The 24374-nt window shown below is 62.7% G+C and carries 15 protein-coding genes; 7 read left to right on the top strand and 8 right to left on the bottom strand.

Translation table 11 applies throughout. From position 1 onward, the window contains the following. Positions 1-26: 26 nt before the first annotated feature. Positions 27-1388, bottom strand: coding sequence for a transposase (locus tag SINAC_RS13750; protein ID WP_015246246.1), 1362 nt, complete (start codon positions 1386-1388; stop codon positions 27-29). A 352-nt stretch (positions 1389-1740) separates the two neighbouring features. Continuing rightward, positions 1741-3210 carry an IS701 family transposase gene (locus SINAC_RS13745; RefSeq protein WP_015244795.1) on the bottom strand — a complete coding sequence of 490 codons (1470 nt, stop codon included), beginning with the start codon at positions 3208-3210 and terminating at the stop codon, positions 1741-1743. Positions 3211-3351: 141 nt separating this feature from the next. Here SINAC_RS13745 and SINAC_RS13740 point away from each other — a divergent pair, with 141 nt between their 5' ends. Then, entirely contained in the window at positions 3352-4185 is an 834-nt protein-coding gene (locus tag SINAC_RS13740; protein WP_015246245.1) for a sugar phosphate isomerase/epimerase family protein, read from the top strand. 139 nt (positions 4186-4324) lie between these two features. On the opposite strand, the gene SINAC_RS13735 is transcribed toward SINAC_RS13740, so the two are convergent. The 6 genes from SINAC_RS13735 to SINAC_RS13710 all read right to left on the bottom strand — a co-directional run bounded on the left by SINAC_RS13735 (position 4325) and on the right by SINAC_RS13710 (position 17319). Then, the gene (locus tag SINAC_RS13735) at positions 4325-5674 is read right to left on the bottom strand and encodes a peptidoglycan-binding protein (protein WP_015246244.1); all 1350 of its coding nucleotides are present in this window, start codon (positions 5672-5674) and stop codon (positions 4325-4327) included. Between the two features lie 149 nt (positions 5675-5823). Next, positions 5824-7032, bottom strand: coding sequence for a sialidase family protein (locus SINAC_RS13730; RefSeq protein ID WP_237722527.1), 1209 nt, complete (start codon positions 7030-7032; stop codon positions 5824-5826). A gap of 55 nt (positions 7033-7087) precedes the next feature. Then, complete coding sequence (locus SINAC_RS13725; RefSeq protein ID WP_015246242.1) at positions 7088-8512, bottom strand: DUF1501 domain-containing protein; 1425 nt, start codon at positions 8510-8512, stop codon at positions 7088-7090. A gap of 5 nt (positions 8513-8517) precedes the next feature. Then, complete coding sequence (locus SINAC_RS13720) at positions 8518-11619, bottom strand: DUF1553 domain-containing protein (protein WP_015246241.1); 3102 nt, start codon at positions 11617-11619, stop codon at positions 8518-8520. 240 nt (positions 11620-11859) lie between these two features. Continuing rightward, positions 11860-15726: a DUF7133 domain-containing protein gene (locus tag SINAC_RS13715; RefSeq protein WP_015246240.1), complete on the bottom strand. Its 3867-nt coding sequence runs from the start codon at positions 15724-15726 to the stop codon at positions 11860-11862. Between the two features lie 246 nt (positions 15727-15972). After that, on the bottom strand, positions 15973-17319 hold the full coding sequence (locus SINAC_RS13710; RefSeq protein WP_015246239.1) for a Gfo/Idh/MocA family protein: 1347 nt from the start codon (positions 17317-17319) through the stop codon (positions 15973-15975). Positions 17320-17743: 424 nt separating this feature from the next. Between SINAC_RS13710 and SINAC_RS13705 the strand changes: the two genes are divergently transcribed. From SINAC_RS13705 to SINAC_RS13675, 6 genes are all read left to right on the top strand, one after another. Beyond that, a complete protein-coding gene (locus tag SINAC_RS13705) occupies positions 17744-18763 on the top strand; it encodes an RNA polymerase sigma factor (protein WP_020466192.1) in 1020 nt (339 codons plus the stop codon). 309 nt (positions 18764-19072) lie between these two features. Then, on the top strand, positions 19073-20380 hold the full coding sequence (locus SINAC_RS13700; RefSeq protein WP_015246237.1) for a Gfo/Idh/MocA family oxidoreductase: 1308 nt from the start codon (positions 19073-19075) through the stop codon (positions 20378-20380). 155 nt (positions 20381-20535) lie between these two features. Beyond that, positions 20536-21957 carry a family 43 glycosylhydrolase gene (locus SINAC_RS13695; RefSeq protein WP_015246236.1) on the top strand — a complete coding sequence of 474 codons (1422 nt, stop codon included), beginning with the start codon at positions 20536-20538 and terminating at the stop codon, positions 21955-21957. 204 nt (positions 21958-22161) lie between these two features. Then, the gene (locus SINAC_RS13690; RefSeq protein ID WP_015246235.1) at positions 22162-23277 is read left to right on the top strand and encodes an endo-1,4-beta-xylanase; all 1116 of its coding nucleotides are present in this window, start codon (positions 22162-22164) and stop codon (positions 23275-23277) included. 516 nt (positions 23278-23793) lie between these two features. After that, positions 23794-24162, top strand: a complete 369-nt coding sequence (locus tag SINAC_RS41855; RefSeq protein ID WP_020466194.1) for a type II toxin-antitoxin system Phd/YefM family antitoxin — start codon at positions 23794-23796, stop codon at positions 24160-24162. Continuing rightward, positions 24074-24352 carry a type II toxin-antitoxin system RelE family toxin gene (locus tag SINAC_RS13675; protein ID WP_202802844.1) on the top strand — a complete coding sequence of 93 codons (279 nt, stop codon included), beginning with the start codon at positions 24074-24076 and terminating at the stop codon, positions 24350-24352. Before SINAC_RS41855 ends, SINAC_RS13675 begins: the two co-directional genes overlap by 89 nt. The last annotated feature ends 22 nt before the right edge of the window (positions 24353-24374 follow it).

The following is a 24374-nucleotide window of genomic DNA, read 5'->3' as shown; positions in this document are numbered from 1 at the left end:
GGCACCCAACGTCGATTACTGATGCCTCATCCTGCTGCACTCATGTGCTTGTTTAGCAAGGCTTTCTGTTCCTGAGTCAGGGTGTGGAGCCCAGGCGGTTTCGGCGGCTTATGCGGTTTGCGACGAGGCCACTTGCGTGTGGCTTTCGGGCTCTTCTGCTTCCGGCACCCGGTGCGGCAGCCCGCGAGTCGCTCGTGGTAACACTTGACCTTGGGTTTCACGGCCGCGTCGATCTCCTTGCGGATCTCGATCAGGACTTTGCGGGGGCTGATCACGGGGCCATCGGTCGCCGTCGCCGTCCGAAGCGCCAGGTCGGCATGCGCCAGGAGGATCTGCGTAGCCAGCAGTGACAACTCGGCCTCGCGATGCACCAAGGCCACCGTGCGGCCGGCGAGTTTCACTTTATTGATTACACGCTTGTATGTACGAAATAGTCCTTCATTACGCCATCTCCAGCGGTAGAATTTGGCGGCCGTCGCCGCCGATAGCCGGGCTGGGTCGAGGACGTCGGTCAGGAGCCAGACGTCGCGTTTGACCGCCCCCTTACCCTTGCCCTTGGCCGGGATCCGGATCAAGCGGCATTGGATCGGCGCTTTCCCTCTCTTCTGGACATAGTTCGGCCAGTACAAGACAGGGCCTTCGGTCCAATCCTCCAGGTTCGCCACTTCGAGGGTGTAGAGGCCGACCCGCGACGACATCCGGAACAGGAACGATCGCTTGACACCGAGGATCGCCCGGACCAGATCGAAGCCCATATAAGCGGCGTCGCAGACGATCAGGGCCTCAGGCGAGAGAGTGGCGAGCAAGTGCCTCAGATGCTCTTGCTCGGCCGCGGTGCCCGGGCCGAGTCGCCACGACCAAAGCAGTCCCGTGGGCAAGTGGACGAACGCCGTCAGCCAGACGTTGGGGGCCGCGTCGTTCTTGCCGGCCTGCCCGAGTCCTCGTTCCAACTCGGGGGTGCGGGGACACTCGATCCGCGAACCGTCGCAGCCCATCGGCTCGAAGCCGTCGACAATCCGCCGCGACCCCAGTCGGGCGTGGATCTGTTGCCGAACCCCCGCGGCCAACGCCCTGAGTTGTCGCATGGGGCCGCGTCGCATCGCCTTCTGGAAGCCGACGAAGGTCTTTCCCGGGCGTCTTCGCGACTCATGGCAGGCGACGTAGTATCCCCGGGCCTTCTCGAACCTCTCGGACTCGGAGTCGCCGGTGGCCCAGGTCATGGCGAGCATGACCACGACCAGCGGCTGGAGATCCCACCGCGGCGCCGAACGCCTTTGAGGAACAACCCCTCGGGCTTGCTTCCAGACCGTCGGGGTGAGAAACTGTCGGACATAGCCGATCAACGACTGCGGTTGCTGCAAGCCTTGCAGCGTCCGAGCTGCCTTCATCGCCGTTCTTCCTCAATCCAGGTGAGTGCCGGTTGCTAGCCGCACCCATCATGACGAAGAACGGCGATTTTTTGCCCCCTCTCTCCCGAACGAACCGCAGCCACGGGGCGGTAGTAATTCTCTGGTCCCGTGAGAGTTACATCCGTTGTTGACGACGCCGAGTTACTGACGTTGCGTGGCACCCAAACGTCCCTTTTCCCCGGTGAAGCCTGACCTTCCGAGACAGGCACTTAGTTTGACTTTTGCCGTTTTGACGACCTTGTCGTGCCAGCGCGCACCCTGATCCGAGGAGACCCCTTGCGACGGCGTTTCGGACCGGGCTTTTGAGCGTGGCAAGCGACTTGGCGGGGGTTCAGGCCGCGGGGGCAAGGCCGTTGAGCAGGAGTTGCCGGAATCCGGGCGTGAGCTTTTGGAACACCACGCGATCACCAGGGATCGCCAAAACCCATTCCAGCCACAACCAGCGGCGGACCGCCGTGATCGCATCCGAGAACGTTACATCACATTTGCCCGGCCAGTCCACGCCGCCGACCCGCGACCCGCGTCTCGGCAATCGGGAGTAAAGCCAGGTCACCAGGGTATACAGTCCGAACAGGCAGGGACCCACGCGCAGGACCGTGTCTCGACTCCAGCCACGCGTCGTCTCCATGCGGAGGTAAGAGCGAATTTCCTCGAAGGTGGTCTCGATGTTCCACCGCGCGGTGTAGGTCTCGATCAGCGACGTGACGCTCATCGTGGCGTCGGTCGTGAAGAAATATCCATCCCGGTGCGTGCCGTCCCGGTCGTGGACGAAGACCCAGCGCACGTTCACCAGGGGACGTCCTCCCTTGTACCAGAGTCCGGTCCCCGTCACGGTCTCGACACGACGTCGGCCGCCGCCGTACCAGGCGACTTCCAGGGCCTGTCGTTGCTGGCTCACCTTGACGACTTCCGCCGGGCCGGGCAACTTCGCTCCCTTAACCCGAGGACGTCCCAGGCCCGCGTATTGCGGTGGTGGCTCGACCAGGTTGGCATCGGGGTAAAACAAGCTGACGAGGGTCAGCCGCTTCGGGGTCCGTGCGGCCAGTTCCGCCAACTCGTGGGTCGCATAGCCGCCGTCGGCGGTGACGACCAGGGTCCGATCAGGGAACCATCGCATCAAGACACGAACCAACTGGCCGAGCAATTGGGGCGGTGTTTTGTGCCGTCGGCCGCACTTCGCGTTATCCTCCTTGGTTCGATACAGCGCGATCAACAGCGGCAAGGCCCAGCGTCGCGTGGCCCAGGGGACGGGGACGAGCAGGGCCAAGACGACCCACTTATGCCCCCAGCGGAACGCGGTGTAGGTGTGAGTCGAGCGAACCGGGTCGCGATGGCGTCCCTTACCGTAGACATGAGGGCCGGGATGCTCGGTGACTGTGTCGTCACCCGCCAGGAGGATCGGCCCGTGCGGCACGAAACTGGCGAGGACCGTGGCGATGTAGCGGCGAGCCAGGGCGGCGAGCGACCATCGGTCGCGCGAGAAGACGCGGTGATAGCTGCTGGGGTGCCCGGGCGCCAGGGTGCCCAGGACACGGAGCAGGTTGTTGATCGTGCGTCCGCCCAGAGTCAGGATCGCGGCCAGGGCCAGGAGGATGAACCGGCGATGGGCCGCCCGCGAGAAGGCGGGTTCGAGGGGGTCAAGAACGGTGCGGACCTGCTTGGGGAGTTGCTCGTGAATTCGTTCGAGCCTTCGCCGTGTGGCCCGCGCCTTGCGAGCCTGTCGCCGCCGGTTGGTCCGCAACCGCAAGCGAAGTTGCTTCACGGAGAGTCGCGCGCGAGTCCGATCGGTTAAACTGGTCATGGCGGCCTTCTTGTGTGCGAGGAAGGGCTCTGTGCATACCCCTCATTGCACCAGGGAGGCTCGCCACATTTGTATCCCAAAACGGCAAAAGTCAAGCTTAGACGATCGCATCAACGAAATTACGATACGGGATCCATTGTCATGGCGATTCGCTCGGCCGTCACCATCAGTCTTGTTCCCGAGGCCCGGGGCGGCCCGTTCGTCTTCTGGGACGACCTCGCGGACGCCTGTCGCAAGGCGAGCGAGCTCGGCTTTGACGCCGTCGAGATCTTTCTGCCTGGTCCCGACGAGGTGGACCTTGTCACACTTCGGACTTTGCTCGACGGGCACGGGCTGGCACTTGCGGCGGTCGGCACCGGTGCGGGATGGGTCAAGCATCGCTTGAACCTTGTGCACCCCGAGTCGTCCGTTCGGTCTCGGGCGCGCGACTTCATCCGGGCGATCATCGATTTTGCAGGTCGGTTCCACGCCCCGGCGATCATCGGCTCGATGCAAGGGCGGAGCGGTGTCGACGGCGTCGATGCTCCGACCGCTGCGGGTCATCTGGCCGACGCCCTCGAAGAGTTGGGTGAGCACGCCAAGAATTATGGCGTCCCTTTGGTCTACGAACCGCTCAATCGGTACGAGACGAACATGGCCAACACGGTCGAAGCGGGCATGGCCATCCTTCGTTCGCTCTCAACCAAGAACGTGGTCTTGTTGGCTGATTTGTTTCACATGAATATTGAAGAGTCCGATATCGCCGCAGCCATCCGGGCGGGGCGAGGGGGCATTGGACACGTTCACTTCGTCGATTCCAACCGCCGCCCTGCGGGACTCGGCCACATCGATTTCGCGCCGATCGTCGCGGCCCTCGAGGAAATCGAATATCAAGGTTATGCCTCTGCCGAGGCCTTCCCCTACCCTGATCCGGATTCGGCCGCCGAGCGAACGATGCAAACCTTCCGGCAGTACTTCCGCAACGATGAGGCTTGACCTTTGTTGCAGGTGATTCCGGATCGGTTCCCGGCCCACAAAACTTCGACGGACTCCCAACCGGCGGTCCCCCTGTTCCAGTAACAAAAGGGGACCGCCGGTAGGACTTTGGCGTGGCGGATCGGTGAGGCCGGTCGTGTTACTGGGATTGCTGGGATTCGGTCGGTGAGGCGGCGGGACGCCCATTCGCCTCGGCCGGAGACTTCGAAGGGGTGCGGCTGCGCTGGATCCAGCCCCAGCGGAACAGGTTTTTCGCGTCGAGGTAGCGGCTATCCGACGTCACCGCGCCGAGGATGACGACGATCAAGTGGTCGTCGTCGCGGTGGCCGCTGGCGACGAGGCAGGCGCCTGCCGCGGTGGTCGTTCCGGTTTTGACGCCATCGTACCCCTCTGTGGAGAGGAGTCGGTTGGTGTTCGACCAGACGACGTTCCGGGTGTTCCCCTGGGCGTCGACGAGCGTGCATCCTCGCTTCAGCGTTGAGACGACGGGGGCGAGGACGGATTGCTTGAGGACGTGATGCGCGAGCGTCGCCAGGTCGCTGGCGCTGGAGTGGTGATCGGCGGCGGGGAGGCCGTGCGTGTTGGCGAACCGAGTTTGGTGCATGCCGAGCTCGGCGGCCACCCGATTCATTTCGGCGATGAACAGCGGCAGGGAATCGGTGTTGGCCGTGTCGTCGCCCGCCACTTTGAGCCGAGTGCCGAAGTGTTCGCCAAAGGCTACGGAGGCGTCGTTGCCCGAGGGGAGCATCAATCCATAGAGCAACTCGCGGACCGTCAGTTTTTCGCCGGCGCGGACACCTGAGGTCGATCCGCCGGTGTCGTCCGCCCGCTCGGAAAAGGTGATGACTTCATCAAGCACCTTGGGATCGCGTTCGGCGATGCGGCCAACGATCAGGGCGGTCATCATCTTGGTTGTGCTGGCCATCGGGAGCGGGTCGGCCTGGTGATCTCCCCAGAGGATCGCGCCGGTTCGGCCGTCGGCGATGGCCCAGGCCTTCGCCGAGACGAACGGTGGCCCGTCGAGGGAGTCGGGCGGATTCTTGGTCGGCGTCTGGCTGTTGACCTCTTCGGGGGTCGGGGCCTTGGGCACAGCGATCGGCTTGTTTCCCAAAGCGCTTCGGGTCTTGCTGTCGACGATGCCCGTCGATCGGAGTCCTTTCGCACGCTGGAATTGGGTGACCGCTTCGCGCGTGGCGTCGCCATAGTCGCCGTCGATATCCAGGCGAGGCGAGGGTTTGAGCTCCTCGTTGAGCCGGCGCTGGAGGTCCTCGACGGCCGACCCGTTGTCGCCCGGCTTGAGGATTGTCTCCGTCCCCGCCCCGCTCGTCTTGGCTTTCTCAGCCGTCGCGGTTTGGGCCGAAGCCGCAATCGTGAGAACAGGCAAGAGCAAGAGGCAGAGCGAAGTCACAAAGGCCTGAGCGAGGAAACCGAAGCGATGAGGGTTGGATCGGGGAGTGGGAAGCGTTGTGACGCGTCTTGAGAAGTGCATGCCTAGTGGGTCTCTCGGTGGGAGGAAACAGGATCAAAAAGGGGCGTCGATCTCCGTGAGCATTGGCTCGCGGCTCAAAACGATCGTGATCGTTCCCCCTTCGTCTTGCAAGCAGCCTTTTCCTTTGTTGGTTGCAATTTCCCACGGTATCACTCGGGATGGGAAGTCAACCAGTCGAGGTCGAACCGAGCGAGCGTGATCCGCTCGTACGGTCCGCGTTCGCCTCGCTCATAGAGGCAGCCGATATTCCGTCCGGCCAGGTTGGCCAGGCATGAGTAGGCCGAGGGACCTGCGTGAAGGGACTTGTGTTGCGACCAGGTCTTTCCTCCATCTTCACTGAGTCGCACCGTCATCAATTCCCGCTTGGAGCTGGCCGGATTGGAAAAGAGCAGCCGATTCGACGCCCGCCCCTGCTCGTCCTTGAGGCCGATCAGGCTGGCCTGGCAAGCGGGTTCGACCAAGCTGGGATCAAGGGTGGGGGGCGTCCAGGTCAAACCGCCATCCCGACTGGTCGAGATCGCTCGGCCTTCTCCCCGTCTTGGTGGTTGATGTCGCATGTTCAGCAAGAGGGTCCGATTGCTGAGCTCGGCGACCTGGCACTCGTTGACTCGCTCACCCCCGACCCCGCCGATTTTCCAGGTTGCCCCATGGTCGTCACTGTAAATCACGTGCGAGCGACTGACCTTGCTCTTGGCGAGGAAATGGTCGCAGGGGACCACCATGCGCCCACTCTCGAGCTGGATGGAGACACCGGGGCCGGTCGCGTACCAGGTCCAATCGGGGAGTTTGACCTGCGGGGTGATCTCCACTCGAGGCGACCAGGTGAGCCCCTCGTCGGTGCTCTTCATCACCCAGACTGACCGCGTTTCCTGGCTCGTCCCGTTGAGGATCTGGGATTCCTTGTCTTGCCCGTGGTTGCGGGTCATGAGCATCCAGATCGTCCCGGTCTCGCGGTCGACGACCGGGCACGGGTTCCCCATGGTGTGCGGGCCGTCGTCGGCGATCACCTGCAAGGGACCCCAGGTGGTCCCGCCGTCGGTGCTTTTGCGCTGCACCAGGTCGATATCGCCACTGTCTCCGCCCGAGTGTTTTCGCCCTTCACAGAAGGCAAGCACAGTTCCGTGCGGGGTGACCAGCAGAGAGGGAATGCGGAACGACTTGTATCCGTCTTGCCCAGCCACGAAAACGTCGAGTTGCATGAGCCCTTCGCGTTGGCTCTTGGCCGCTGGTTTGCCGCCCGATTCCTTCGACGACGGTAACTGCGCCGACAGGACGGCCTGGCTCATCCCCAAATCGCCAATGAGCCAGGCGGTCAAGAACGTGATCGCGAGAGACCGACGCCCCAGACGTTTTCGCATCGCTTCAACCCTTTTCTTGATCATGGATTCCGCCCGATTCCGCCTGTTTTTTTTGTCAGGCGAGGATCTCATTCACGACGCGGCAGGGTTCCACCCCGGAGAGGCGGGTGTCGAGGCCCTGGAACTTGACCGAGAATTGTAGGTGATCGATCCCGAGGAGTTTCAACATCGTCGCGTGCAAGTCGTGAACGGTGACGATATTCTCGACGGCGGCGTATCCGAGGTCGTCGGTCCGCCCGAAGCTGAAACCTGGTTTGATGCCTCCACCCGCCAGCCAGATCGAGAAGCCTTTGTTGTGGTGGTCGCGTCCGTTCCCCCCTTGGGACATCGGGGTGCGGCCGAACTCGCCCGCCCAGACGATCAGGGTGTCTTCGAGCATTCCTCGCTGCTTCAGGTCGAGGATCAGACCCGCACAGGCGCGGTCGACCTCCTGGGCCTTCAGGGTGATCCCCTCCTTGACGCCGCCGTGGTGGTCCCAGTCTTTGTGGTAGAGCTGGATGAAGCGGACGCCACGCTCGGCCAGCCGCCTGGCCAGCAGGCAATTCGAGGCGAACGAGCCATCCCCCGGCTGGCAGCCGTAGAGGTCGAGGGTCGCCTTCGGCTCGGCGGCGGTGTTCATCAAGTCGGGGACGCCGACCTGCATCTTGAAGGCCATCTCGTACTGGATGATCCGGGTGGTGATTTCGGGGTCGTCCACCAGCGTATCGAACCCGGAGTTGATCGCGTTGACCGACTGAACGACGTCCCGCTGCTGGTCGCGCGACACACCCGGCGGGTTGCTCAGGTAGAGGACAGGATCCCCCTTACCTCGGAGGTGGACCCCTTGGTAGCGACTTGGCAAGAGACCCGCCGACCACTGGCGAGCCGCGATCGGCTGGTTCTGTCCCCCTCGACCAAGCGACGTCAGGACGACGAACCCGGGCAGATCCTCCGACTCGCTTCCGAGACCGTACAGGACCCAGGAACCCATCGACGGTCGCCCGGCGATCTGTGACCCTGTGTTCATGAACATGTGGGCCGGATCATGATTGATCGCGTCAGTCGTCATCGAGCGAATGATGCAGAGTTCATCCGCGACGGACCCGATGTGTCCGAACAGGTCGCAGATCTCCGCGCCCGACTGGCCGAACTTCTTGAACTGGGTCTGCGGCCCGAAGCAGACAAGCTTCTGGCCTTGCAACTGGGCGAGTTGCTGCCCCTTGGTCAAGCTCTCGGGCATGAGCTTGCCGTCCATGGCAGCGAGCGCGGGTTTGTAGTCGAGGGTCTCGAGGTGAGACGGTCCCCCTGCCATCGTGAGCCAGATGACCCGCTTGGCCTTCGGCGGATGGTGCAAGGGGGAGACTCCCCCTCGTGTCGAAGCGGCCAGGAGCGCCGGATTCAACAACGATCCGAGCGCGACGCCGCCGACCCCCATGGCTGTCCGCGACAGAAAGGTGCGTCGGTTCACCCGCATTGAGTCGTCGGCGATGTTGGGTCTCATGGCGATCAATTCCGGGTGATGGTTTCGTGGAGGTTCAAGAGCACGCGGGCGGCGTTGGTCCAGGCGGCGAGTTCGGCCGGGCTGATGCCGTCGGGCATTGGCGACTGGCCCACCGCGAGAAACGCCTTGGCTGCGGGTTCGTCACGCGCGAACTGTTCCTGATGGTGCTCCACCAGGTGGATCAGGTGGGTCAACTCCTCAGGACGTGGCGGCCTCTGAAGTGCCCTTCGCCAGGCCCATTCGATCCGTGAGGCCGGATCGGCCCCCCCTTGTTGAATCATCAGGGTTGCGAGCACTCGCGCGGCCTCCACGTAGGTGGGGTCGTTCAGGAGGACCAGCGCTTGCTGGGGGATGTTCGACCGGCTTCGCTCGGCGGCGCACTCCTCGCGGCTCGGCGCATCAAATGCGATCATGCTGGGATGAGGGAACGACCTCTGCCACCAGGTGTAGAGGCCGCGACGGTACTCCCCTGCCCCGCGATCGGCGACGTACTGACGGGGCGGAAAGTTCAAATTCTCCCAGTACCCGTCCGGTTGGTAGGGCTTGACGCTTGGTCCGCCGACCTCGTCCGCCAAAAGGCCGGCGATCGAAAGAGCATTGTCGCGCACCAATTCGGCCGGGATCCGGAATCGGCTTTGTCTGGCGAGTTCCCGGTTTTCCGGGTCGCGGGTGAGCAACTCCTTCGAGGCAGTCGAAACTTGCCGATACGTTTGGCTTGTAACGATCGTTCGGACGAGCCGTTTGACATCCCACCCCGAATCCACGAACTCGCAGGAGAGCCAGTCGAGCAGATCCTGGTTGGCCGGCCACTCCCCTTGCGAGCCGAGGTCGTCGACGGTCTTGCACAGGCCGATGCCGAAGAACTGCTTCCAGACTCGGTTGACGAAGACGCGTGCGGTGAGTGGGTTTTCCCGTGAAACCAACCAACGCGCCAGGTCGAGCCTTGTGAGCGTACGATCTTCGCCAGTCCGTTGAGGCGCGAGGTATTGGGGAAGAGCGGGGCGAACCCGTTCCCCGGTCTCATCCAGCCAGTTGCCTCGAGGGAGGATCCGCACTGTGCGAGGCGTTTTCAACGCGGTCGAGACCATGCAGCGGGGCAACGACTCCTCATAGCTCGAGAGGGCCCGCTCCGTCGCGGCCAGACTGGCTTTGAGTTCGTGGATCTCGCGTGAGATGACGCGATAGTGCGAGGCCAACTGCTTCCGCTGGGATGCCGTTCGCTGGTCAGGGGCGACGCGAATCGCCTCGAACACCTGGGGAGGAGGAATCATGGCCCGAGGCGCACGGACGGGGGGCGACAGCGTGGTGGCCAGGATCCGAAAGCGGCCCAGCGTGTGATCGGACCCGTGCTGATGGTGCAGGCTCAAGGTCAACGCGGTGGGCGTGCCATCACCCAAAGGTGAGGCGATCTCGAAGACGATTGCGTTATCCGCCTGCGTGGCTCCCGCGATCGCCCACCCGTTGTTCGGCCCCATTTTTCCATCGATCGCCGAGAAGGCGGGAAAGCCCGACTGCTCGAAAGTGGCCGAAGCGTGTGCCAGGGCGACGGCTTTTCCCTGGGCGTCGACAACCTTGGCTTCGGTCAACACGAAGTTGCCGTTGCTTGCGCGTCCCGGCCCTTGGTTGGGGAGCGCCGGATCTGTCAGGGTGTCCAGCCGCAGACCTGTGACGCCTTTCAGCGTGGTCTTGACCGTGATCTGGTAGGTGTCGTTACCGGCCCGCGACTTCCCTTGAACCTGGACGACACCATCGGTTCCCACGCTGAGTTGGGCACCCTCGGTGGCGTCGGCCTTTTCGGGTTGGAGGACGACCCAGCGGTCGGCCTGATTTGCCTCAGCCAAAACGGCCTTCTCCCAGGCGTCCTGGCCGGCCGCGAGCAGGGTTCCAGGATCCGCGAGACGCGCCTTGGCCGCTGCGACGTTCGCGATAAGCCGCGCCTGTTCTTTCGCTTGGAGCGGGTCGGCCACGATCATCCCCGGCTCGCGTTGGCCGATGATCGGCTCGTCGATGTCGGCGAAGAACGCGCCCATCGCATAGAAGTCGGCCGCTTTCGCAGGGTCGAATTTATGATCGTGGCATTGGCAGCAACCCAGGGTCTGGCCGAGCCAGACGGTGCCGACGGCCCGGACCCGGTCCGCCAGCATTCGCGCTTCGTAGTCCTTGGCCTGGGCGCCTCCTTCCTCGGTGGTCAGGAGGAGCCGGTTGAAGCACGAGGCGACCTTCTGTTCCTGGGTGGAATTGGGCAGGAGGTCGCCGGCCAGTTGTTCGATGGTGAATTGGTCGAAAGGCGTGTTGCGGTTGAATGACCGGATCACGTAGTCGCGATAGGGCCAGACGTTGCGCGGGGTGTCGGAGTGATAGCCGATCGTATCGGCGAACCGGACGACATCGAGCCAGTCGATCGCCATCCGTTCGCCGTAGTGCGGGGAGCTCAACAGCCGATCGACGAGTGTCTCATAGGCGTCGGGTGAATTGTCGTTGATGAACGCGTCGACATCCTGAGGTGTTGGTGGGAGGCCTACCAGATCGAAGAAGAGCCGGCGGATCAAAGTTCGCCGGTCGGCCTCGGCTGATGGGGTCAAGCCGGTTTTCGCCAGGTGTTGCGCGACGAGCTGGTCGACCCCTTGGGGACCGGTAGGTGCTTGGGGCCGGACCGGGACTTCGTAGGCCCAGTGCCCTTTGTAGATCGCGCCCTCGACGATCCACTGCTTGAGTTTCTGCTTCTGCTCGGGGCTGAGCGACTTGTGCGACTTGGGTGGAGGCATGACCTCGTCTGCCGCAGCGCTGAAGATTCGCGTGATGAGTTCGCTTTCCTCGGGTTTGCCCGGGACGATTGACGCGAGTTCCAGGGCCGAGTCGCGGAGATCGAGCCGCAAGTCGGCCTTGCGCTGGTTCTTGTCAGGGCCGTGGCACTGATAGCAGTTCTCAGAGAGGATCGGCCGGATATCGCGGTTGAAGTCGATTGTGTCAGGTTTGGGGGACGGTTCGTCTGCTGACGCTGAACGACCGACGATGAGTAAGGACAAGAGAGTGAAGGCGGCGAGGCTCGCAGGTCCGAACCGGGCCGCGTGCGCGCGTCCTATGAGTGGGCGGGTTCTGCGTCGCATGATGGGTCACCGATCCGGTTCAGGTCTGAGAGCTGTGAGTCTTCGGTTGACTTGGCGTCGGAGCGGCACAGGCCACTGTTGAGGAAACGACCGCCCTTGTCAGGTTGGTCTTCCCTTTTCCCTGGGACCGCAGGGCGCCCCGCCCGCAATTCCCCTTTTTTCAGTTTACTCAAATTCCATGAAATTCAAGAGCGGGTGGGTTGCTCGCGGTCCCAGGGAAAAGAGAAAATCGAAATCCCATCATTTCGCCGATTTCACGGCCGGGGCCTCTGGCGTGTCTTGCCCCTTGGTCAAGCTGGTCGCCGGTGCGCGACTCATGAGATAGGCGAACAGGTTGCGAATCTCCGGGTCGGTGAGCTTGGTCATCAGACCGTCGGGCATCAGCGAGATTGGTAACGCCTGGAGGGTCTCGATCTCGTCACGATTGACGAGCGTCGTCTGATTGTCCACGCCCCGGAGGGTAACGGTCCGGGTGTTCTGGTCGTGGATCAGGCCGCTGAGGGTCCGACCGTCGTTGGTGAAAACGGCGAAGTTCGTGAACTCCTCGCGGATCGCCGCGCTCGGATCGGCGATCGCCAGGAGCATGAAGTCGAGATTCGTCCGCTCGTAACCGGTCAGGTCGGGGCCAACATCGCCCCCTTCGCCAAACAGCTTGTGGCAGGTGGCGCAATTCTTGGTAAACACCTCACGCCCGGCGCTCAGGTCACCGCGCCCTTCACGCACCAAGGTCTGAAGGCGCTGGATCAGCTTCTGGGTCTCCGCCGGGGTGGCCCGGGTCTTGCCCCAGAGCGTGTCGAGGCGACGATCGATTTGCGGGTCGTGGTGCAGACGCATCTGCTGCACGATATCCATCGGAATCGTTCGGTGATCGATGGTTGAGGCGTCGATTTCGTTCAAGAGCGCGACCGTCCAGTTCTTTCGGCTCGCCAGCAAGCGGTGGGCCGTGCTCCGGAGCGCCTGCTCGTCAGGAAGCGTCGAGTGATACTGCCGCACGACGACCTGGCCGATGGTCGGGTCGTCGTAGTTCATCAACGCTTCAAGAGCAACGCGTTTAATCGCATGCGATGATGAGGTTGTCAGCAAAGTTTTGAGGATGTCGACCGCCTTGGGCTGGCGCAACTGGCCGAGGATCTCGATGTAGGCCAGCCGGGTTGGCCGATCGGCCCGTTCGTCGGCCACGATCTTGAGCGCCTGCTCGACGGACTCCGCCTTGCCGAGTTTCAAGCCCAGGGCCAGGTCGGACTTGCCGAGGCTCTGCTGATACTGATCCAACGCCTCGGCCAACGCAGGGGGCAATCCACGGATCTCCCGGCCGCGAAACGCCTCCATCATCCCGACCATCAAGCGGGTTGTCTGCTCCTGCCCGGGAGACATCGCCAGCAGGCGAGCGCAGGTCTCGAGGTTCTCGGACCCGCCCGCCATCGCATAACGCTGCATCAAGCGTTCGAGGATGAAGCGATCGACGATCGGCAGTCGCCAGATCGCTGGGTCTTGAAACAAGGAGCGGACTGTTTCGCGATCCGTCTCGGTCTTCGCCTCGAGAGCCCACCAGAGCAAGAGGGGAATGTGCTTGTCGTCGATGTCCTCCGTTCGCGCGAGCAGGCCCCGAACGATCGGCAGGCCATGGGTGGCTGAGAGCCGTTTCGCGCTCGATGCAAGTTGAGAGCGGACGTCTCGATCCGGCTCAGTTTGAGCCAGGGCCGTGAGCTTGCCGGCGATTGTCTCCGAGACGACCTTGCCGTCCCCCAGCAGGCGGATCGCCCAGCGGCGAACGTTGGGATCACGATGGGCGAGTGCCAGGGTCGCCGCGTCCTCGTCGAACTTGCCCGACAGGTTGAGCGCCCAGAGGGCGTCGAGGGCGTGCGGGTTGTCGTGGTCGTTCGCGAGCTTGCGAAGTTGAGGAATCAAGGCTGCGTCACGACGATCGCCCAGCAAGAGCAAGGCCTGGCGACGCTGCCACTTGTTGCGATGTTTGAGCATGTCAACGAGCTGTTCGCCGCTCAGCTTGGCCAGGTTGAAGGGGGCGATCGGCTTACTCCCCTTCGCCTGTAGGCGGTAGAGCCGGCCGCTTTCCTTGTGCCAGTTGTCCCGAGGGTCGACGTGGGTCAACCGGCTGTCATACCAGTCGGCCATGTAGACGGCCCCGTCCGGACCCACCTCGAGGTCGACGGGGCGGAACCAGCGGTCATTGGTCACGACAACCGGGGGGAGGTCGACGGTTCGATACGTGGAGGTATCACGCAAGAGCTGGCTGGCGAGGACGCGGTTGTGGAGGGCGTCGGCCGAGATCACGGTGCCGTCGTATTGCGGGGGGAAGGCCCCTCCTTCGTAGATCGCGAACGTCTGGCTGAATCGCTCCGGGAAGCCCTTGTGGAGCATGTGGTGGTAGTAGCCGAAGGCGTAGGGGTTGGTCAGAGGTCCATGTTTGCCCCAGTTCTTCTCGGCGTAGCCTCCTTGGACGTAATGCATGCCGCGCGTGTTGCCGCCGTTCGTGCCCGAGAAGACCCGGCCGACCGAATCGATCTCGAGGCTGAACGTGTTGCCGCCTCCTTCGGCGAAGATCTCGAAGATCTTCGTCTCGGGATGATAGCGCCAGATCATCTGCCCCTTGAAGTGAACGTTCTTGGTGACGGCTGAGTTGATCGTGCCGGTCGTCGTGCTCCCGTTGGCTCCATAGATCCAGCCATCAGGCCCCCATTCGAGATTGCTGGCTACCGAATGGGTGTCTTCCAGGCCGAAGCCGCTAAGGTGGACCGTGGGGTCAGCGTCGGGGACGTCGTCGCCGTCGGCGTCGGGATAGAAGAGCAAGTAAGGGGGATTGAGGACCCAGATGCCGCCCTGGCCGACCAGCACCGACGAGACGATGTTCAGCCCTGTGATCACGTCTTTGGTTTTGTCGTATGTGCCATCGCCGTTGGTGTCTTCGAGCACCGTGATTTTATCGGCCCCGGGGAAATGGTGGGGAGGAGGAGGCGGAACCTTGTCGAACACAGCGCGGAGGTACTGATCGTATTTGACGACCTTGAGGCCGGCCGGGAACGGATACTGGAGATACTGGACGACCCAGAGCCGCCCGCGATGGTCCCAGGTCAGGTCGAGAGGCTGGCGGATGGCCGGTTCGGAAGCGAGGAGATTGATCTCAAGGTCGTCCGCCACCTGGAATCGCTTGACGGTCTCGGCGGGCGCTGTGGGAAGCGAATCGTCGCCGGTCACCCCTTTCCCCTGGAAGCCGCGGATCATTCGCTCGACCTGTTCGTTGGCGGCGAGCCCATCCTTGTACTTGTCGCGGGCGTTTTCCTTCTTCGAGGCTTCGGGCTGGTTCAGCGCCCATTGGATGGCGTTCGCCAGCAGGCGATTGAAGGCGGGGAGTTTGAAGTCGTCGGGATGCCCCAGCGAGGTGTAGAAGACACGCGCGTTCTTGAACGTATTCGTCCAGGCGACCGGGTAGCTGACGGCCTGGCCCTGGTCGACGGTCTGACCGTGGAGGAGCACGGTCGTCTTGGCACCGAGGTCGACCGATTTGTAGAGCGATCCGGATGAGTGGAATGAGGTTGAGGGGAGGCCGGCGAGGATTTCCTGTTTCTCGGTTCCAGGCGCTGCCGTGATGTCGGTCCCTGCCTTGTTCGGGAGATCGCCCGCATAGTGGCCGCCGAGCACGGTGGTATCGAAGTCGGGCCATTGCGCGTGATTCGCCGGGGGCGAGCCCGAACTCAGGGCAAAGGCGTGGCTCGACGTGCGGAGGGCGACCACGGGCTTGCCCGCCTCAAGATAGTCGCGGATCAGGGCCAACTCGGCTTCGGGGAGGGTGCGCCGCCGCACGCTCAGGACGAGCAGATCCGCCTGCTTCAACGCTTCCAGGCCGGGAAAATGGTTGGGGTCGTTCGGATCGGGTCGGACGATGGTGGTTCGGTAACCGGGGGGGGCCAGTTCGCGCTGGATGAATTCGGGCAGAGTTTCGTCGGTGCGGTATCCTTCCTCACCGATCATGAGAACGAGGTGAGGAACTGTGGCCGGCTCGGCCGCGCGCGCGGCGGGGCCGAAGCCGGTGAAAGCCACCCCGACCCACGCAATAACCACTCGCCTGATGCATGTCCAACGCTGAAGCATCTGAGTCTCCGGTGATGCGTTGAGGACCGAGGGGCTTGGCTGTTGATGGAGCGTTGTGGGGCGATTTTATCGAGCCGAGAACCTGGAGTCGTCCGATTCCCACTCCGCTGAGGCTGAACCGGAGTCCTCCGTTGCGGTGCGACCCCACCGAAAACGTCCCTTCCAAAAATTCGCGTCGCTGGGAACAGCGGGCGAAACGCCCGCTGACCCAGGTGGCCTTCTTGATGGGAAATCAGCGGGAGAGGATCAGGAAACCCAGGCGGGCTCCCACCCCTTGCGGTACGGCTTCTTGAGCATGGCGTTCGCTGTGGAGTGGTTGGTGATCTTGAGTGCGTCGGCGTCCCAGCGCAGTTCCTGCTCGGGGTTGCGGATCGCGATCGATCCGAGCAGCACGGTCTCGGTCAGAGGACCGGAGTAGTCGAAATTCGAGGTGGTTTGGCCTTCGCCTCGGCAGGCATCCGCCCAGGAGACGTAGTGGTCCCGATCGGGCACGGTCTCGATCTTGAAGTCCGCGTACGTCTCATCCGGGAGCAGTCGCGGGGCGGCGACGTGGGGGATGATCAACGATCCCTTCTCGCCGATCAGCAGCGAGCCTGCGGTGGGGAGCTTGGTGCCTTCCTTGAGTCCAAGCGCCTCTTGGGGAGGGAAGTGCCCCTCACCGTCGTACCAGGTCAATTTGAGCGTATTGCCGGCAGTCCGAGCGGTGCCCGGGAATTCGTACTGGACCGTGGAACGGCGGGTCCAGAGTTCGGCCGGAAGCGGAGGCGCTTCGCCTCGGATCGTGGTCGGGGCCGTCAGTTCCAGGGACTTGAAGACGGGGTCGAGGATGTGACAGGCGAAGTCGCCGATCTGGCCCGTGCTGAAGTCCTGCCAGGCACGCCAGTTGAAGGGGTGATAGATTTGCGTCTTGTACGGTCGGGTCGGAGCGACGCCGAGCCATTCATCCCAATGCAAGGTCGAGGGAACCGGGTCACTGCCGGCAGGCCGTTCGTCGACTAACATCCAGATCAATGGGCCGCTCTGCCAGGAGTGGACTTCCTTGACCTTGCCGATCGCGCCGTCATGCACCAGCTTGACGGCCGTGAGATAGGCGGAATGCGACTGAATCTGGTTGCCCATCTGCGTCACGACGCGGGCCTTGGCGGCGGCCAGCTTCATCTGCCTGGTTTCGAAGACCGTGTGCGCGAGCGGCTTCTGGCAGAACACGTGCTTGCCCAACTGCATGGCGGCCAAGGAGATTGGCGCATGCATGTGATCGGGTGTGGAAACGATGACGGCATCGATGTCACGCGCGTTGTCGAGCACCTTGCGCCAGTCGGTTTCTTTCACCGCTTTGGGGTAGTGCTTGGCCGCTCTTTCCAGATGGTCCGGCCCCTCGTCGATGTCGCAGATCGAAACGATGTCGACATGAGGACTGGCGGCCACCGACGTGTGGTCCGACCATCCCTTGCCCCAGACGCCGATCGCGGCGACGCGAAGCCGCTCGTTGGCTCCATAGACACGCGACCACCCCGCGGCGCTCAGCAGGCCCACACCACCGGCGATCGCGGATCGCTCCAAGAAGCGACGACGAGAAATCGGCTTGGACATCATGAAACACTTCTCCCCATACATCGAATCGAACCGAAAACCAAAGCGAGAGCCAGGGCTCCCTCATCTTGATCGGTTGTCAGACCCACCGACTTCCGCCCAATGGGATCAACCAAGTCGTTGATCCGCAAGTGTCCAACAAGGGGTCGCCCCTTTGCAGACCGGAATATTGTTTCACAGTCGTCGAACAAAAGCGACGGCCTAACGGTCGAAGTTCGCTCTCCAGGCGGCTTACTGAGGAGCGGGCATCGAGCCCCCTCAATGCGTTCGCCTAGGCGGCGGCGCGGAGTTGATCGGCGTCGAGCAGCTCCCCTTTCGTTCGGGCCGTGAAAAAAATTGCATTTACGAGGCGGAACGGGGGCAATACAAGAGTAGAATCAGAAATAGAAGGAAGGTTCCCTCCCAAAAGGGCCATTGTGTGGGGCGGATGCTCAACCAACTCAGCGACGCAAACTTACTGGAACGCTTCGTGACCTTTCGCGAGGAAGATGCGTTCGCGACGTTGGTGCAACGGCACGGGCCTCGAGTTCTTGGGGCCTGTCGGCGGATCCTCCGCAATGAGCATGATGCCGAGGAGGTTTCCCAGGCGACATTCCTGGTCCTGGCGCGGAAGGCGAGTGATATTCCCTGGCGCGAGTCGGTGGGGGCCTGGCTCTGTGCGGTGGCACATCGGTTGTCACTGAACGCACGTGCCGGTGTCACCCGGCGCTCACGGCGCGAGTTGTCCGTGGCGGCCCTGGCGCCGGTCGGGGCGGATCTTGGTTATTCGTCCTTGCCGGAGGAGTGCCATCCTCAGGCCGATCCATTTGCCGAGATCGCCCGCCGTGAGCTTCGGCGGGTGCTTGATGAGGAATTGTCCTGCCTGCCTGAGAAATATCGGGCGCCGATGGTGCTTTGTTACCTGGAAGGGATGACCAACGAGCAAGCTGCGGAACAGTTGGGCTGGCCTTCCGGTTCGATGTCACGGCGGTTGGAGCGGGCGCGCACGATCCTCCGGCAGCGGTTGGCAAGCCGTGGATTGATGCTGGGGTTGTTCCTCCTCCTGACCGTCGCGGTCTCTCTGAGGGCCTTGCGAATTGCGCCGCACCATGAGGAGGGGAAGGCCCTGGTGATGGTGCGCGAGGCCATGGCTCCGTTCAAGACGCATCAGGCGGGGGGCGAAGACCTGGAGCGTCTTCTGGCCGCGATCGGTCGGTCCGACGAGTCACTTGTCTCGCTGCCCGACGCCCTGGTGGTCGGCCGTCGATCGGCTCTGGTCGCGAATCAGATCGCGGCGTTCGATCCTGGGAAAGACCGTGTGACGTGGAATGTTTCCGCCATGGGGATGCGCCAGTCGGCCCTGGCGATGACCGACGCCGCCGAGCGAGGCGATACCGCCGACGTTGTGGCGGCGGCCCGCCAGTTGAACCAACGCTGCATCCAGTGTCACGTCGCTTTTCGGCATTGATCGCGCAGAAGCCAACCTTCGACCTTGATCCTGGCTCAAGGCGAAGTGGCCGGCGCGTGTCCATTCGGTTGGAGCGGCTCGCGGTACCCTGTTGTCGCGAGCTTCCCGCAGCGCTAAACTAGCCGCTTAGAAGATCGACTGCGCTCCCTCCCCTCCGACCACAACGCACCCACTCGGGTCGTCCGCTGATCCGGCTCGAGCAATGCTGCGATGGTCGAAGGCTCCCGGCGGGTCGTCTGCTCTTCCCCAATTGCCGGGGGATGCCCCCTCCGTTCCGGTCCTCTCCGAGATTACGAAAGGGCTTCGATCATGTCCGAGCTGAACCGCAGGACGTTTCTTTCCGCGGCCGCCGGTACCGTGGCCACCGCGAGTCTGGCTGGCCGGGCCTCGGCCGAGGGGCCGAACGACACCGTTCGCGCCGCGGTCTTGGGTGTCAATAGTCGGGGCAAGGCTCACATCGAGGGCTTTACGGGGACCAAAGGGGTCAAGGTGGCCGTGCTTTGCGACCCCGATCAGAGTGTCCTCAATGAGCGTCTGAATGAGTTCGAGAAGAAACACGGCTATCGACCTGACGCCGAGACCGATCTCCGTAAGGTCTACGACCGCAAAGATGTTGATGTCGTGAGCGTAGCGACCCCGAATCACTGGCATGCGCTGGCAACGATCTGGGCCTGCCAGGCCGGCAAGGATGTCTATGTCGAGAAGCCTGGCAGCCACAATATTTTCGAAGGCCGGAAGATGGTCGAAGCGGCCAAGAAGTACGGCCGGATCGTCCAGCACGGGGTCCAGCTCCGGAGTTCCGAGGCGATTCAAGAGGCCGTCGATCATCTGCGGAAGGGGGTGATCGGCAAGGTCTACATGGCTCGCGGACTCGTCTATCGCGACCGGGCTTCGATCGGACAGGCGAAGGACCCAGATTCCGCGCCGACGACGCTCAACTGGGATCTCTGGCAGGGCCCTGCTCAGGAGCGTGCGTTCTCCAAGCGGATCGTCCACTACAACTGGCACTGGCATTGGAACTACGGCAACGGCGACGTTGGCAACCAGGGGGTCCACGAGACCGACATGTGCCTCTGGGGCCTCGGCCTGGAGACGCTCCCCTCTTCGATCGTCGCCATGGGCGGGAAGTTCCTCTGGGACGATGACAAGGAGACCCCCGAGCTGCTCTCCAGCAGCTACATGTTCCCCGAGCAGAATCAGATGATCGAGTTCGAGGTCCGTCCCTGGGCGACGAACACCGAGGGAGGCGCTGGGGTCGGGAACATCTTCTACGGCTCCGACGGCTACCTGGTGGTCAAGAATTACAGCACCTATGAGACGTTCCTCGGCCGCACCGGCAAAGAGCCGGGTCCCAAGGGCAAAGACGGCGATCCGGTCGGCAAGCACTTCGCCAACTTCATCGCCGCCGTCCGCAGTCGCGACCCGAAGATCCTCCACGGACCGGTCGAGACGGCCCACATCAGCTCGGGCCTGGCCCACCTCGGCAACATCGCCTACCGCGTCGGTCGGCGGCTCAACTTCGACCCTGTAACCGAAAAATTCATCGGCGACAGCGAGGCCGATGCCTTGTTGACCCGCAACTACCGCCAGCCCTACGTGGTTCCCGACCAGGTCTGATCGACCTTGGGTTGCCGGGGACGGTGCCCACCCTCCAATCCCATGAGGCCCATCCGCCGCATCTTGCAGCCCATCCGGGGTTGCAAGATGCGAGCATGTCTCTTGTGGCCCTCGATAAGTCGACTCTCATACTTTCGTTGCCGGAGCGTTTGATTATGCCGGGAGGCTTCTCCCTCCGACTCGTCGTCTTCGTGTTTTTCGTCTTGATTCTGGCCCTGGAGGACGAGCAAGCCGTCGCCGGTGAAGAGGTCACCGACTTCTACAATGTCGTCGCCCCGGCGGGGGCCGACCCTTGGCTCTGGACGCACCACGGTCAATACTACGTCGTGGTGACGACCGGCGGAAACGTCACGCTGGCCAGGTCTCGCTCGCTCTCCACTCTAGGGGCTGGAGAGCGAAAGGTTGTCTGGAGTCCGTCGCCCGGGACTCCGGTCGCCAAGGATCTTTGGGCGCCCGAGCTCCACCGCTTGGGAGAGGCCTGGTACATCTACGTCGCGGCTGATGACGGCGAGAATGCGAACCATCGCATGTACGTTCTCGAAAATCAGGCGGATGACCCGTTTGAGGGAAAGTTTGTCTTCAAGTCGCAAATCGTTGATCCAAACAACGATCGCTGGGCCATCGACGGCACGGTGCTCAAGGTGGGTGAGGCGCTCTACTTCGTTTGGTCGGGCTGGGAAGGGGCCGAAGACATTCAGCAGAACCTCTACATTGCGCCGATGAGCAATCCCTGGACTCTGTCCGGCACCCGTGTCGAGATTTCTCGGCCGACTCATCGTTGGGAAACCAAGGGCGGTCCGCCGGCCGTCAATGAGGGGCCGCAAGTTCTGGTCAAGGGCTCGCTGATCCATCTCATCTATTCGGCCAGCGGAAGCTGGACCGATGCCTATTGCCTGGGCCGGCTCACCGCCAAGATCGACAGCGACTTGCTCTCGCCCGCCTCGTGGAAGAAGCATGACAAGCCCGTGTTCGCAAGCGCTCATGGGGTTTTTGGTCCCGGACATTGCACGTTCACCAAATCGCCGGACGGCCGAGAAGATTGGCTTGTCTACCACGCGGCCCGGTTCCAGGGGGCGGCGTGGAACCGACTCATTCGTGCGCAGCCGTTCTCGTGGGATCCGGACGGCCTCCCTCGGTTTGGCTCCCCTGCCCCACCCGACCAACCGATCACGATTCCCAGCGGCGAGCCTCCCCGCCAGCGCTACGAGGCCGAATCGGCCACCTTGGCGGGCGAGGCGCGGATCGTGCAGCAGCCGAGTGCGTCTCGCGGGGCGAAGGTTCAGCTCTCTGGTTCCGCCGATAGCTCACTCACCATCATGGCCACGGCCAAGGAGGCAGGGGCCTATATTGTTTCGATTCGGTTTATCAACACGTCGGAACAACACAAATTGGCCACCCAGGTCCTGACGGTCAATGACGGCGCACCCCAGCGCGTTGCGTACCCATCCGCCGGCCCCGCCGACTGGTCCAACGCATTCGTCTCTGTTTCCCTGAACGTAGGGCCGAATCGGATTCGGCTGAGACAAGGGGAGCGGGCGGCCGAGATCGACTGCATCGACGTCACGCCCCAAGAGTGAGGGGCTTCGTTCACGGGAATCCCGAATCCGGGAATCGGGTTGAGGGAATTTTGAGCTTGTTTCGACCCACGCAATCGGCTCGAATCCCTGGGGGTGCAACCCGACTCGATTGGACCCGGTCGATTCCTTCCCTTTTTTTTGGACTTGCTGTTCCTCGCCGCTGAGAAGTGGCCCCTGTGAACCCTTATACGAGGATCTCTCCCCATGCGTTTCCGGTTCTCCTTGGTTCTCGCCTCGACGCTCGTCATGGCGATGGGCACCTCTCCCACGCAGGCGGGTGAGCGTTGGTCCGTTGAGAAAGCCAACGCCTGGCAGCGCGAACGTGGCTGGCTCGTCGGCTGCAACTACTCACCACAGACGGCCATCAATCAACTCGAGATGTGGCAGGCCGACACCTTCGACCTCACGACGATCGATCGCGAACTCGGTTGGGCTCAGGAACTCGGTTTCAACAGCGTCCGGGTCTTCCTCCACGACCTGCTCTGGGAGCAGGACCACGAGGGCTTGCTCAAGCGGATGGACCAGTTCCTCACCATCGCGGAGAAACACAAGATCGGCGTGATGTTCGTCCCGTTCGACAGCGTCTGGGATCCGTTCCCGCGTGCCGGTAAGCAGAGGGCACCTCGCCCGCACGTGCATAACTCGGGCTGGGTGCAGAGCCCGGGCGTTGAGGTCCTCCAGGATCCCGCCCGCGTCGATCAGCTTGAAGGTTACGTCAAAGGGGTCATCTCCCACTTCAAGAACGACCGCCGGATTCATGCGTGGGACCTCATCAACGAGCCCGACAACATGAACAAGTCGAGCTACGGCACCAAGGAGCCCAAGGACAAGCCGGAGCTTGGGCTCAACCTCACCCGCAAGGCGTTCGCATGGGCCCGCGCGGTCGACCCGTCACAGCCTCTGACCTCGGGAGTCTGGCAGGGGGATTGGTCCGAAGAGAAGATGAGCCCGATCGTGCGGCTCCAGCTCGAGGCCTCTGACGTGATCAGCTTCCACAGCTACGATCCGCTGCCCGTATTGCAGAAGCGGGTCGCTTTGCTCCAGCGCTATGGCCGGCCTTTGCTCTGCACCGAGTACATGGCTCGGCCCAATGGGAGCACCTTCGAGGGGATCCTCCCCTATCTCAAGGAGCAGAAAATCGCCGCTTACAACTGGGGCTTCGTGGCTGGGAAGACCCAGACGCAATACCCCTGGGATTCCTGGACCCGCGAGTACACGGGTGAGCCCCCTGTCTGGTTTCACGAGATCCTTCGCGGCGATGGAACCCCTTACATCGCCACGGAAGTGGACTTCCTCAAAAATCTGAACCGGACCAAATGATCGGGGCGTTCTCAGCCAGGGACGCAAGTTCTTGGGAATGAGGATGGCTCAAATCAGGATGTTGGGCCGCAACGGGGAGGCGACGGTTAACCGAGGAAGTGATCCGGCGGTTCCGGAACGAGATCCGCGGTCTCAAGCTCGGGCCGGCCGGTCGGATCACCGTCGCACTCCAACCCGAACACCTCGCCATCGACGCAGAACGGATGGCTCTACAAAAAAAGGCCCGGCAGACGACCGATCACGCTGGGCCCCCTCGAGGGACAGCCCTGGGTTCGACCCCAGTACGTGGCCGAGTGGCGAGTAACCGATCGGCGGCAATCCGGGTTGTGAGTTCGACTCAAGCCAGGAATTAGGTCCGTCTATGTTGACATCATGGCCGAAATGTCAATGATGTACATGATGAACACAGGGACGCCCGGTCTGAGGGCATAAAGAGCCGAGGAGTGGGGCTCGTTCGTGATTCGCCCCGAGAACGCCGCTCGACGACGTATCGTGGTCTCAGGATGCTATGCTGAAATGCACGAGGAGCTTCCTATGACGGAACGGATCAACGTCGTGGAACTGAGAAATTCTCTTTCCGACGTTCTGAACAGGGCTGAGTACCGTGGGGAGCGGATCGTTATTCACCGGAGGGATAAAGATGCCGCAGCAATCATCTCGATGGCGGACCTACGGCTCCTGGAGCAGTTGGTCCGTGCTGAAGAGGATCGGATCGACATCGCGACCGCTCTAGCCGCCCGGAAAGAATCGCCCGAACGCATCCCGCTCGGCGACTTCTGCCGAGAGCTGGGAGTCAATGATGAGTCAGGGGAACCCTCCTTACGCAGTCGTCCTGACGCGGGCCGCCGCGCGCGGCCTGTCAAAGCTTCCAAAAAAGGATCTTGAGCGGATTCTCGCCAAAGCCCAAGGGTTGGAGGACAACCCGCGGCCTCGCGGGGTCGAAAAACTCACCGATCGAGGGGAGAGATATCGGATCCGATCCGGAGACTACCGGATCGTCTACCTGATCGACGACGAAGAACGGCTGGTCGAGATCGAGACCATCGGCAACCGGAGAGATGTTTACAGAGAGTGAGTATTGGCAAAGCAAAACAAAA

Origin of the sequence: Singulisphaera acidiphila DSM 18658 (genome assembly GCF_000242455.2) — a bacterium.
Classification (GTDB): domain Bacteria; phylum Planctomycetota; class Planctomycetia; order Isosphaerales; family Isosphaeraceae; genus Singulisphaera; species Singulisphaera acidiphila.
Note: the sequence above shows the minus strand (reverse complement) of the source record. Positions and strands in the feature narration are given on the sequence as shown.